The sequence below is a fragment of the Pigmentiphaga aceris genome (assembly GCF_008119665.1).
Lineage (GTDB): Bacteria > Pseudomonadota > Gammaproteobacteria > Burkholderiales > Burkholderiaceae_B > Pigmentiphaga > Pigmentiphaga aceris.
This window is the reverse complement of the sequence record NZ_CP043046.1, coordinates 1,617,788-1,631,044: the sequence shown is the minus strand read 5'-3', so window position 1 is coordinate 1,631,044 and position 13,257 is coordinate 1,617,788. Positions and strand designations below refer to the sequence as shown.

Genomic DNA, 13,257 nt, shown 5'->3' with positions numbered 1-13,257 from the left:
CTGCACATCGCGGCGGTTTCGGGATTCTAGGCTGAAAGCGGTAGTCACACGTCGTATCTGCGCCGCGCGCCGCGTGGGAACAACGGTCGCGGGCGCTCGGCGGGCTTGCCTGAGCGGCATATTGATGCATTCAGCCGACACTCGCCCCTTTCTGACCAGGTGATGCCCTGCCCCAAAAATAAAACCGCCGCGCAAAGCGCGGCGGTTCGGTATTACACGTTCAGTACTACAAGCGAACTTGGATCAGCCGAAACGACCGGTGATGTAGTCCTCGGTCGCCTTCTTCTTCGGCTTGATGAAGATCTGCTGGGTTTCACCGAATTCCATCAGTTCGCCCAGGTACATGTAGGCGGTGTGGTCCGAGCAACGTGCAGCCTGCTGCATGTTGTGGGTCACGATGACCACGGTGTAGTCGTTCTTCAGTTCGGTGATCAGCTCTTCGATCTTGGCCGTCGAGATCGGGTCCAGCGCCGAGCAAGGTTCGTCAAGCAGCAGCACCTGCGGCTTGATCGCAATGCCGCGCGCAATGCACAGACGTTGCTGCTGGCCACCCGACAGGCCGTGACCGCTCTGGCCCAGCTTGTTCTTCACTTCTTCCCACAGAGCAGCCTTGGTCAGCGCCCATTCGACACGCTCGTCCATCTCGCCCTTGCTCAGGCGTTCGAACAGCTTCACGCCAAAGGCGATGTTGTCGTAGATGCTCATCGGGAACGGCGTGGGCTTCTGGAAGACCATGCCGACCTTGGCGCGGATCAGCGAGATGTCCTGCTTGGATTGCAGCAGGTTTTCACCGTCCATGTTGATTTCGCCCTCGGCGCGCTGCTCGGGATACAGCTCGAACATGCGGTTGAAGGTACGCAGCAGCGTCGACTTGCCGCAACCCGACGGGCCGATGAAGGCGGTGACCTTCTTTTCGGGGATCGTCATGTTGACGTTACGCAGGGCGTGGAACTTGCCGTAGTAGAAGTTCAGGTTCTTGACTTCCAGCTTGGCGCGGCTGGGTTGTTGCGCAGTGGTGGGCATGATTTATCCGTTTGCGAATGATGGGGGCATCAGCCCTGTTTGCGGAACAGCAGGCGTGCGGCGATGTTGATGCCCAGCACCAGCAAGGTAATAAGTGTTGCGCCTGCCCAGGCCAGGCGTTGCCAGTCCGGGAAGGGGCTCATGGCGAACTGGAAGATCGTCACGGGCAGGTTGGCCATCGGACCGTTCATGTTCATCGACATGAACTGGTTGTTGAGCGCGGTGAACAGCAGCGGTGCGGTTTCGCCAGAGATACGGGCAACCGCCAGCAGCACACCGGTCACGATACCGGAACGGGCAGCGCGATAGCAGACCAGCGTGATCATCTTCCACTGCGGGCAGCCCAAGGCGACACAAGCTTCGCGCAGACTGTTCGGCACCAGCTTCAACATGTCATCGGTAGTACGAACCACCACCGGGATCACGATGACGGCCAGCGCAAGCGCACCAGCCCAGCCCGAGAAGTGCTTCATCTGCGCCACGACCACGGTGTAGATGAACAGGCCGATCACGATCGACGGGGCCGACAGCAGCACGTCATTGATGAAGCGGGTGGCCGGGGCAAGCCAGCCGCGCTGACCGTATTCAGCCAGGTAGGTGCCAGCCAGGATGCCGATCGGCGTGCCGATCAGCGTACCCAGGCCGGCCATCATCACACTGCCGAGAATCGCGTTGAGCAGACCGCCCGTCTGACCCGGCGGCGGCGTGATCTGCGTGAACAAGGTGAACGACAAAGCTGCCGCACCCTTGGACAACAGCGTGAAGATGATCCACGCCAGCCAGAACAGACCGAAGGCGAGTGCGATGGCCGACAGGGTCAACAACACCTTGTTGGTCCGGGCCCGGTTGCGATAAACCGGGTTTTGCATATTGATAATGGACATGGTGATGTTTCCAGGCGTCAGCTACGCGAGCCTTCGTTCTTGGCCAGACGCAGCAGCAAGACTTTGGACAGTGCCAAGACGATGGTGGTGATCAGGAACAGGATCAGGCCGAGTTCGATCAGCGCCGACAGGTGAACGTCGTCAGAGGCTTCCGCGAATTCGTTGGCCAGCGACGAGGCAATCGAGTTGCCCGGCGCAAACAGCGAACCGGACAGTCGGTAGGCGTTGCCGATCACGAAGGTGACCGCCATTGTTTCGCCCAGCGCACGACCCAGACCCAGCATGATGCCGCCGACCACACCTGCCTTGGTGTAGGGCAACACGACGCGCCAGACCACTTCCCAGGTGGTTGCACCCAGACCGTAGGCCGATTCTTTCAGCAGCGTGGGGACCAGTTCGAACACGTCGCGCATCACGGCGGTGATGAACGGGATCACCATCACGGCCAGGATCAGGCCTGCGGTGAAGATGCCGATACCGAAGGCCGGCCCCTGGAACAACATGCCAAAGCCGGGGATATCACCGAACAGCGAAATCAGCGAAGGCTGCACGTAGCGCTGGAAGACCGGCGCAAACACGAACAGACCCCACATGCCGTAGATGATCGACGGGATCGCAGCCAGCATTTCGATGGCGGTACCCAACGGGCGGCGCAGCCAGGCCGGTGCAAGTTCGGTCAGGAACAAGGCAATGCCGAACGACACCGGCACGGCAATCACCAGGGCGATGATGGATGTCAGCAAGGTGCCGACGATAGGCACCAAGGCACCGTATTCACTGTTGACCGGGTCCCACTCGTCAGAAAACAGGAAGGACACGCCATATTTTGCAAGCGTGACCTGGCTGCCCATGACCAGGGAAATCAGGATCGCAACCAGCAGGCTGAGTACGCCCAGTGCTGCCAGTCGGGTCAAATTCTTGAAGATTGCGTCGTACAACGCATTTTTTGGTTTGCGCATCGGAGGGAGGCTCTCAGCCCCGGACGAGTCCGTAGTGCCGCGAATGTTATCAATTACCGCGCTCATCGGTGCTTCTCTCTGCTGAACCGTTAGTGGCGACATGCAGACGGGCGGGGGAGATACATGCAGCATCGCCACCCGCCCGTCTGTTCTACGTTACCCGAAGGTACCGTCGATTTAACTTACTGGTACACAGCCTTGCCGGCGGTGTCCTTGATCTCAGACTTCCACTGTGCGCGGATCTGGGTCGTGACTTCGTCCGGCAGAGCAACGTAGTCCATGGCCGATGCCGATGCCTTGCCGCCCTTGAAGGCCCAGTCGAAGAACTTCAGGACTTCTGCACCTTGCGTCGGCTTGTCCTGGACTTTGTGGACCAGAATGAAGGTGGCGCTGGTGATGGGCCAGCTGGTAGCACCCGGCTCGTTGTTCAGGATCACGCCCATGCCAGGTGCGCTCTTCCAGTCAGCGTTGGCTGCAGCTGCTGCAAAGGTAGCTTCTTCCGGCTGAACGAACTTGCCATCCTTGTTCTGGACCGAGCCGTGCGACAGCGCGTTTTGCTTGGCGTAGGCGTATTCGACGTAACCGATCGAACCGCTCAGCTGCTTCACGTAGTTGGCCACGCCTTCGTTGCCCTTGCCGCCTTGACCAGCAGGCCACTTGACCGACTTGCCTTCGCCAACCGACGACTTCCAGTCAGCCGACACGCGGGCCAGGTAGTTGGTCCAGCCGAAGGTGGTGCCCGAACCGTCCGAACGGTGGATCACAACGATGTCTTGTGCGGGCAGCTTCACGTCGCTGTTCAGTGCGACGATGGCCGGATCATTCCACTTCTTGATCTTGCCCAGGTAGATGTTGGCCAGCACTTCGCCGGAGAACTTCAGCTGGCCCGGCTTCACGCCGTCAATGTTGACCACCGGCACGATGCCGCCGATGACTGCCGGGAATTGCAGCAGGCCGTTCTTTTCCAGGTCAGCTGCGGGCATCGGATCGTCCGAGGCGCCGAAATCGACGGTCTTGGCGATGATCTGCTTCTGGCCGCCGCCGGAACCGATCGACTGGTAGTTCACGGTGTTGCCGGTTGCAGCCTTGTAGTCAGACGCCCACTTGGCATAGATCGGGTACGGGAACGAAGCACCGGCACCGGTGATGTCCGCAGCGTGGACCACGCCAAAGCTTGCTACGCCGAGGGCGAGGCTGATCGACACTTGCTGGAACGCTTTCTTCAACATTGCTTGAATTTCCTCTACGCGGGTGGAGTTAGGTCAACCGATGAACGAAGATTACGCACGCTCCATGACATGTTGATGACAGTCATGATGACTGAAACATTACGACTCATCGGGTTGCACTACCCGGGTGAATTATCCGAAATAATTACCCGGATAATTCCCTGAATCAGCCGCCCTCCGACCCCACAGTCTGCATCAGGTGCTGATGCATCACGAACGGCTTGCGACGGCTCTTGATCCGTGTGTAGTCGCCATCTGGCTGCTGCAGCCAGGCCTGGACGTTGTCGCGCAAGGCGTAGGTGAAGGCTTCATCGATGACACGGCGCTTCAGTTCGGGGTCGAGAATCGGTGTGGCAAGTTCGACACGGCGGAAGAAATTGCGATCCATCCAGTCCGCCGACGAAATGTAGGTCGCTTCTTCGCCTTCGTTCAGGAAATAGAAGACGCGCGAATGCTCAAGGAAGCGGCCGATGATCGAGCGCACCGTGATGTTCTCGGACAAGCCCTCCACGCCCGGACGCAGCGTGCACACACCGCGCACCACCAAGTCGATCTTCACCCCGGCACGGCTGGCCTTGTACAACTCTTCGATCACCGAAGGTTCCAGCAGCGAATTCATCTTCGCCATGATGCGCGCAGGTTTGCCGGCCCGCGCATGACGCGCCTCGCGGCGGATCATCGAGATCATGGTGGCGTGCAAGGTGAACGGGGCTTGCAACAGGTACTTCAGCTTGCGCTGCTCACCCAAGCCGGTCAGTTGCGCAAACACCTTGTCGACGTCTTCGCAAATACGCGGATCGGCGGTGAACAAGCCGAAGTCGGTGTACAGACGCGCCGTGCGCGGGTGGTAATTGCCGGTACCCAGGTGGGCATAACGACGAATGCGCCCCTTTTCACGGCGCAGCACCAGCGACATCTTGGCGTGCGTCTTGTGGCCGACCACGCCGTAGACGACGTGCGCACCCACCTCTTCCAGACGTGCAGCCCAGTTGATGTTGGTCTGCTCGTCGAAACGGGCCATCAATTCCACCACCACCGTGACTTCCTTGCCGGAGCGGGCCGCCGCCAGCAGCAGAGTCATCAATTCAGAGTCTTCACCGGTACGGTAAATGGTCTGCTTGATCGCCATCACGGCCGGGTCTGACGCCGCCACGGTCAGGAAATCGATGACGGGCTGGAAAGACTCGTAGGGGTGATGCAGCAGGCGATCACGTTCGGCAATCGCGCCGAACAGGTCCTTGGCGCGCAAGGTGGCATTGAACGGCACCGGCACCGGCCCACGGAAGTCCGAGAACTTCAGATCGGGACGGTCCACCACGTTGCACAGCTGCATCAGGCGCGACAGGTTCACCGGGCCATCGACGCGGTACACCGCTGACGCGTCCAGCGAGAACTCGGTCATCAGGAAGCGTTCGAGTTCAGGCGTGGTGGTTTCCGCGATTTCCAGGCGGACGGCATCGCCGAAGTGGCGCTGCGTCAGCTCGCCCTGCAAAGCCAGGCGCAGATTGGTGATTTCTTCGTCATCGACATACAGGTCGCTGTTGCGCGTCACCCGCCACTGATAACACCCGCTGACCTTCATGCCCGGGAACAGATCGCCCACGAACAATTGCATGAACGAGGTCAGCATCACATAGCCGTTTGCATGCCCGGACAGCTCGTCCGGCATCTTCATCAGTCGCGGCAAGGCGCGCGGTGCCTGCACGATGGCAATCGACGCCTGACGGCCGAATGCATCGCGCCCCGACAGGGACACGATGAAGTTCAGTGTCTTATTGGAGACGCGCGGGAACGGGTGAGCTGGGTCCAGGCCGATTGGCGTGAGCAGCGGCATGACTTCGCGCACGAATACTTCATGGGCCCAGGCGCGCTGCGACGGTGTCCAGGTTTGCGCGAGGTGCAGCACGACGCCTTCGGCAGCCAATGCGGGGAAAATTTCGTTGTTCAGCAGTGCATATTGGCGCGCGACCAGAGTGTGCGCGGCGTCTGATATCTGCTGGTAGCTTTCCGCGGGGCTGACGCCGTCACCGCCTTTGACGCCGGGATGCTGTCGAAGCTGTTCTTTGATGCTGGAGATCCGAATTTCGAAGAATTCGTCCAGATTGGCACCGACGATGCAGACGAAGCGCAGGCGTTCGAGCAGCGGCGTACGCGGATCTTCGGCTTGCGCCAGGACCCGTTCGTTGAATTTCAACAGGGCAAGTTCGCGGTTCAGGAACAGTTTTTCAGCGGGCTTGCGAGCAGGCATCGGGAGCGTCCGTAGAGTGCGTGTCACGCGGGCAGGCAGGTGCAACGCGCGGCGAACATGTATTTTTGCTTCAGAATGATGACGTAGCTATGACAGTCCGACGACTTTCTGTAAAGCTTTTCGGGGTAACCCCTATTTTTGGAGCAGATGCTTTCAGAAAAGGGGCTGTGGTTGGCTTTGGGCTGGTCTTGGTTTCTATCGCCAGTCGCGGGTGTCGGGGGCGCGTCGCCTGCCCCGCTGGACCTACGCGTCGGGTCTCCCGCCCTCCACGTCGTCCAGAAGGGCATCCGCCACGCCCCCGCCACCCACGCCTTCAGAACGGTTTTGATTAAAAGCGAATCCCGCCTTTGGGCGTGTTCGATCTTCTGGCTGCTCGGGTGCTGTACGCGGTTCCCCCGTATTGGCGTCCGCAATCCTTGATTACTGCCCGGCTGGAGTCGCGGATTTGGCTGGCCAGGTCGCCACGAAGCGGCTCAACGGCTCACGCGTCTAGCCGTATATCAGTGGCCTTTTACGGCACTTCCACGCAAGGAAATTTGCGCGTCTGCTTGGTGGTGGGGTGACACCGAAGCGGGTGGCCGCACGGTTATGGCTTGCGGAGAAAAATCGCGGCAAGCGCGGTGCTGGCGGCTGAATGTGGAAGTTGAAAGCTGAATGTGGACGTTGATCGCTCACCTGAAATTGACGAACGCGCTTGGCCGGCAAGGCATGGTGGTAATCGAACGAGATGGACCCAGTGCTGAGGACGTGTTCGAGTTTTTGTGGGCAAGGCGTCTTGGAAACGGGTTGTTCACTCGTCCTTGCCAGTGAAGCGCTTGCCGAAGAGGATGGCGAACCGACTCATGGCAGATTTTCAATCGTAGGCGGCGCGTATTTCTTTGGACAGCACGTTTCGTAGCGCGAGCCACATCGGGCCCGTCAAGACGTTCTGCCAGCAGCAGTTCGCTGCCGAGAACGTGTTCCTCAGGATGCCTCCGTAATCAAGCCGACACCCGTCCGATTACGGCAAAACGTAAAAAAACACAGATCGTCGACGCCCCGCCTTTTCGTCGCATTACTTGGTGCGCGGCCACCCGCTTCCAAGTCACCCCACCACCAAGCAGACGCGCGACTTCATTAAGTGGCGCTGCCGTAAAAGGCCTCTGCAAGACGGCCCGAGACGTGAGCCGCTGAGTCGCTTCGTGGCGACCTGGGCAGCCAGTCCCCAGGGCCAGCCGCGTGGCGATCAAGAATGGTGGCCAACGACTGCCGAGAACCGCATCCAGCACCAAGCAGCCAGAAAATTGCAGATCGCCCACAGGCGGGATTCGCTTTTTACCAAGAAAGCTTGAAGGCGCGGGTGTCGGGGGCGTGGCGGCTGCCCTTCTGGACGACGTGGAGGGCGGGAGCCCCGACGCGTAAGTCCAGCGGGGCAGGCGACGCGCCCCCGCCACCCGCGACTGGCTAAAGAACGACACACCGCATAAACCAAAGCTAACCGACTCAAAACGAAGCCCCCATGCCTAGTAAAGAACCCCAAAAAAAACGCCACGCCCTGAAACTCAGGACATGGCGTTCTTAAGAGCAAGACCGGAAACCCCAGCCGCAAAACACATCAAACGTTCAACGTGCCCTGCTCTTCCAGAATCCCGCGAATCTGCTTCTTCACAATCTTCCCGTATCCCGACTTCGGCATCGTTTCCCAATACACGAAATAACGCGGCCACTTGTACTTCGCAATGCGCTCACCAATGAAAGCCAACAGCTCCTCATTGGTCACACTGCAGCCCGGCTTGCACACAATCACCGCAACACCAGACTCGCCCCACTTCGGATCAGGCACCCCCAACACCGCCACTTCCGACACCGAAGCGTGCAACAACAGCGCCTCTTCGATCTCACGCGGATACACGTTCGACCCACCCGAAATGTACATATCCGACTCACGACCCGTGATGAACAAGAAGCCCTGCTCGTCCAGATGCCCCAAGTCGCCCGTGTGGAACCAGCCGCCCTTGAACGCCTTCTCATTGGCCGACGGATTGTTGTAATACCCTTCCATCACCGCCGGCCCGCGCACGCAGATCTCGCCCGTCTCGAACGGCTTCAGCTTCTCGCCGGCCGGGTTCAGAATGGCGATGTCGATACCGGTGCGTGCATAACCGCAAGTACCCACACGCGCTTCCGGCGTGTCTTCCTCGAAGTGCAAAGACGGCGGCAGCACGGTGATGTTGCCGGTAACTTCGCCCAGACCGTAATACTGCACCAGCACCTTGCCCAGCTTCTTCAACGCGTACTTCTGATCAGCACGGTACATCGGCGCACCGGCGTAGATCACGAACTTCAGCGAAGAATGGTCGTAGCGGTCAACCGACTCGTGTTCCACCAGCATCTTCACGATGGTGGGCACAGTGAACATGTTGTCCACCTTGTGCTTTTCGATCAGACGCCAGGCATCTTCGGCATCGAAACGATCGCTGGCCGGCAAGATGTTCGCGGCACCGCGTGCAGCATTGATGACCGCATGAATGCCGGCACCGTGCGACAGCGGCGCCACCACCAGCGAACGCGACTTGTGCGTGATGCCGGGCATCAGGTCGGCCAGGTGGTTGGTGATCACGAAGGCCATCTGGCCATGCGTGAGCGTGCCCGCCTTGGGATGACCCGTGGTGCCCGACGTATAGAAGAACCACATGCCATCTTCGTATTCGACTTCAGCTTCGTCGAAGGCGTCGGTCACGGCATTGGCCAGGTCGTCGAAGGAGAACTCGCCTTCACGCGGCTTGCCGATCGCGATGATGTGCTTCAAAGCCGGTGATGCAGCCTTGGCGGCATCGGCGTGCGCTTCGGCACCTGCTTCGTAGATCATGGCCACGGCACCGCTGGACGATGCAATGTACGCAGCCTCGTGCGGCGTCATGCGCACGTTGGTCGGTGCCCAGACAATGCCCATCTTGAAAGCGACCCAGGCGCTCTCGAAGATTTGCAGGTTGTTGCGCGAATGGACAACCAGCTTGTCGCCCTTCTTCAGGCCGAGCTTGTCACGGAAGGCAGTCGCCACGGCATCCACTCGGCGATTGAGCTCGCGCCACGAATATTCGCGGTCACCGACGATCAGGCCGGGTTCATCGGGAATGCGCTTGGCGACATCGGTCAGCAGCTTGCCGAGATTCTTGACGTTCTTGAGCATGAGCGTGTCTGTAAAGCTTAGTTGGTCGATTCGAGAATGCTGACGTAGTTCGCCACCGCCGCACCGCCCATGTTGAAGATGCCAGCCAGGCGCGGGTCAGCCAGTTGCATGCCGGCAGGTGCCTGCTGTGCAAGCTGCATCGCGGCCATCACGTGCATCGACACGCCGGTTGCGCCAACCGGATGACCCTTGGCTTTCAGACCGCCCGAGGGGTTCACCGGCAGACGGCCTTGCTTGGTGCTGATGCCGTCCAGAATCACGCGTGCGCCCTGGCCTTTCGGTGCCAGGCCCATGGCTTCATATTCGATCAATTCGGCGATGGTGAAGCAGTCGTGGGTTTCCACGAACGACAGGTCGTTCAGCGTCAGCTTGGCCTTGGACAAAGCTTGTTGCCAAGCGCGCGAGCCGCCTTCGAAGACGATGGGGTCACGCTTGCTCAGCGGCAGGAAGTCGTTCACGTGGGCAAACGAACGGAAGCGAATCGCGTTCGGACGGCTTTGAATGGCGTCACCTGCGCTGATGATCAGGGCGGCTGCACCATCGGACACCATCGAGCAGTCGGTACGCTTCAGCGGGCCGGCCACGAACGGGTTCTTTTCCGATTCGGTGCGGCAGAAATCGAAGCCCAGGTCGCGCTGCATGTGCGCGTACGGGTTGACTGCGCCGTTGGCGTGGTTCTTGGCAGCAATGGCGGCAATCGCATCCGACTGGTCGCCGTAGCGGTCGAAATAGGTTTGCGCGATCTGGCCGAACACACCGGCGAAGCCGCCCGGCACGCCGGCTTCTTCACGGGCGTAGCAAGCCTTCAGCAGCACATCGCCCACTTCCTTGGTCGGCAGGCTGGTCATCTTCTCGACGCCAATCACCAGCGCGTGGCGGCTTTGGCCCGACAGGATCGAAGCCAATGCGGAGTGAATCGCGGCCGAGCCGGTGGCGCAAGCGTTCTCGACGCGCACGGCAGGCTTGTAATTCAGTTCCGGGATCGAGTTGAACACCAGCGAGGACGGGAAGTCCTGGTACACAAAACCGGCGTTGAAGGTACCGACGTGGATCGAATCGATCTCTTCGGCGCTCAGTTCGGCGTGCTGCAAGGCGCCACGCGAAACTTCCGCGATCAGCTCTTCGTGGTCGACAGCATCGAGCTTGCCAAAGCGAGTGTGCGCCCAGCCAGTGATATGGGGTGATGTCATGGCAGAAGTCTCCGGTAGAAACGTTTAGAAGTTGCGCGATCTTGTGGATGCGCTGGCTTGTTCCCTGATCAAAGGGATGTCCATGCGACGCAGCACCCGATACAGCGAGGCCCGGCAGATGCCCAAGGCACGTGCACTCGCCGACATGTTCCATCCGTGCTGATCGAGTGCGTCGAGAACACGTTCGCGTTCCGACGCATCTTTGCGCATGCCAGCAGCGTGTTCCGGCATGTCGCCAGCATCGAGGCGGCCACCCGTATCGCGGCGGGATGTGTCCAATACATAGACGTTATCAGCGGACGCGCGGGTTGCGGGCACTTGCGATACGGGTCGTGCCACAGTACGGCCCGATCGAGCTGAAAGGGGTGGTGCAAATTTCCTAGCCATGCCGTCAGGAAGATCACTTTCCGACAGCACACTGCCCTCCATGACGGCGCAGGAGTACCGAATCGTGGCACTCAGCTGGCGCACATTGCCAGGCCAGGGCTGCTGCAGCAGAACTTCCATGACCGAAGGCGGCAGCACATCGGCCGCATCGGCATCCGGCAGCTCGGCCTGGATGAATTTCAGGATGAGTGCAGCCAGGTCCATGCGCTCGCGCAGCGGCGGCAAGCGCAGCACGCCGCCGGCGATGCGGTAGTACAAGTCTTCGCGGAACGTGCCGTCGGCAACCTTGGCTTCCAGGTTCTGCGTGGTGGCGCACACCAGCAGGAAATCGACAGGCACCGGGCGGCATGCACCGAGCGGTGTGACTTCGCGTTCGGACAGCACACGCAGCAGGCGGGTCTGCTGGGCAAGCGGCATGTCGCCGATTTCGTCCAGGAACAGCACCCCGCCGTGGGCCTCGGTGACCTTGCCTTTCATGCCACCGGCCAGCGCACCGGAAAACGCGCCCTTCACATATCCGAACAGTTCGCTTTCGATCAGTGATTCAGGAATGGCACCGCAGTTCACGGCCACCAGCGGCGCATCACGACGCGCACAGTGGGCATGCAGCAGGCGAGTCAGATATTCCTTGCCGGTACCGGTTTCGCCCAGCAGCAGGATGGGCACGGCCTTGTCGATCAGCTTCTTGCCACGTCCGATCACCGCTTCCATGACCGCATCCACGGTCGGGCGGGACGCCGGCCGCGGGCTACGCAGCAGGTCCGCGGTGGCTGAGGTGATGACGGTTGCAGGCGTCGCCATGATGACTCTCCGTAACGATTATTCTGCCGACCCTACTTGCGGTTCACACACCCGCATGGCAGTAGCGCGTTACGGGTGATCGGCAAGCGGATGCTGCGCTGATTGTTTGATAACATCCAATACAAGGCCGGCACTCCTGTGATACCTAAAAGGTATGATCAGCAACCACGCGGCTTTGCACCGCAGCATTTTTTTGCTTGTGGTCTGTTACCTAGGGAAAGTCCTTGATCGAGCTGCGCCATATCCAGTACTTCCGGACGCTCGCTGAAACCCTGCATTTCGGCCGCGCGGCCCAGCAGCTGCACATTTCACAGCCTCCTCTTTCGCGCCAGATTGCGTTGCTGGAACAGAAGCTGGGCGTGGCCTTGTTCAAGCGCACCCGCCGCAGCGTGCAACTGACGAATGCCGGCGAACGTTTCTACGCAGATACCGAGAAAATCTTCAGCATGCTGGAGCAGGCGCAGCGCAATGCCTTGGCGGCGGCGCAGGGCCAGGTGGGGACCTTGTCGGTGGGTTTCATGATGTCAGCGGCGTATAACGTGCTGCCAACGCTGACCACGCAGTATCTGTCGCGTTATCCCGATGTGGATGTGAAGCTGACTGAAATCGTGCCGGATATTCAGGCCGATATGGTGCGAACCTCGGCCATTGATATCGGGGTAATGTATCGGCCAGAGGATTGTCGGGGTCTGGAGACGGCAACCATTTTCCGCGAGCCGCTGGTGGCGGTACTGGCGCGCAATCACCCGTTGGCCAAGCGTCGTTCGCTGTCGATCACGGATTTGGCGACGGAGGCTTTTCTGACGATTCCTCGTCATGTGGCCCCGGTGTATTACGACCTGACGATCAATTTCTGTCTGTCGCGGGGGTTCAAGCCTCGGATTCGGCTGGAAACTAATTTGCAGCAGACGATTGTGAATCTGGCTGGCGAGGGGCTGGGGGTCGCGTTGGTACCAAATTCGATGCGCAATATGCGGTTATCGACGGCGGTATTTATCCCTTTGCAGGATGCGCCGATGTTGGAAGTGGCAGTAATCTGGAACCGCGACAATCTGAATCCGTGCGTGAATACCTTTGCGCAGACGGCGCGGGATTATCTGGAACTTCAGGGTGAGATGGCGGTGGTTTCTGTGCCCTCAGAGGTTGAGCCAGAATAGGTTTTCTGTTGTGCGGCTGGCATGCGTATTTGGAACCGGTGATTCGCTTATGGATATCGGTGTGTTCGTGCTTTTGCCAGTCGTGGGTGGCGGGGGCGCGTCGCCTGCCCCGCTGGACCTACGCGTCGGGACTCCCGCCCTCCACGTCGTCCAGAAGGGCATTCGCCCCGCCCCCCGCCACCCACGCCTTCAAAATCATTTGGTTAAAAG

Annotated in this window: 9 protein-coding genes; 1 reads left to right on the top strand and 8 read right to left on the bottom strand. The window is 59.9% G+C overall.

All coding sequences use genetic code 11. The features are described from left to right. Positions 1–243: 243 nt before the first annotated feature. The 8 genes from pstB to FXN63_RS06730 form a co-directional block, all read right to left on the bottom strand. Positions 244–1,023, bottom strand: a complete 780-nt coding sequence (gene pstB, locus FXN63_RS06765; RefSeq protein ID WP_148813926.1) for a phosphate ABC transporter ATP-binding protein PstB — start codon at positions 1,021–1,023, stop codon at positions 244–246. A gap of 29 nt (positions 1,024–1,052) precedes the next feature. After that, complete coding sequence (pstA, locus tag FXN63_RS06760; protein WP_425468667.1) at positions 1,053–1,907, bottom strand: phosphate ABC transporter permease PstA; 855 nt, start codon at positions 1,905–1,907, stop codon at positions 1,053–1,055. 17 nt (positions 1,908–1,924) lie between these two features. Continuing rightward, positions 1,925–2,932, bottom strand: coding sequence for a phosphate ABC transporter permease subunit PstC (gene pstC / locus FXN63_RS06755; protein ID WP_148813923.1), 1,008 nt, complete (start codon positions 2,930–2,932; stop codon positions 1,925–1,927). A gap of 116 nt (positions 2,933–3,048) precedes the next feature. Then, positions 3,049–4,095, bottom strand: coding sequence for a phosphate ABC transporter substrate-binding protein PstS (gene pstS / locus FXN63_RS06750; protein ID WP_148813922.1), 1,047 nt, complete (start codon positions 4,093–4,095; stop codon positions 3,049–3,051). A 166-nt stretch (positions 4,096–4,261) separates the two neighbouring features. Further along, the gene (gene ppk1, locus FXN63_RS06745) at positions 4,262–6,343 is read right to left on the bottom strand and encodes a polyphosphate kinase 1 (RefSeq protein WP_148813920.1); all 2,082 of its coding nucleotides are present in this window, start codon (positions 6,341–6,343) and stop codon (positions 4,262–4,264) included. 1,594 nt (positions 6,344–7,937) lie between these two features. Then, a complete protein-coding gene (locus tag FXN63_RS06740; protein ID WP_148813918.1) occupies positions 7,938–9,512 on the bottom strand; it encodes an acyl-CoA synthetase in 1,575 nt (524 codons plus the stop codon). Positions 9,513–9,529: 17 nt separating this feature from the next. Beyond that, entirely contained in the window at positions 9,530–10,702 is a 1,173-nt protein-coding gene (locus FXN63_RS06735) for an acetyl-CoA acetyltransferase (protein WP_148813916.1), read from the bottom strand. A gap of 24 nt (positions 10,703–10,726) precedes the next feature. Further along, entirely contained in the window at positions 10,727–11,890 is a 1,164-nt protein-coding gene (locus FXN63_RS06730; RefSeq protein ID WP_148813914.1) for a sigma-54-dependent Fis family transcriptional regulator, read from the bottom strand. Between the two features lie 224 nt (positions 11,891–12,114). Between FXN63_RS06730 and FXN63_RS06725 the strand changes: the two genes are divergently transcribed. Beyond that, positions 12,115–13,047 (top strand): LysR family transcriptional regulator, encoded by a 933-nt coding sequence (locus FXN63_RS06725; RefSeq protein WP_148813912.1) that lies wholly within the window; start codon positions 12,115–12,117, stop codon positions 13,045–13,047. Positions 13,048–13,257 lie beyond the last annotated feature (210 nt).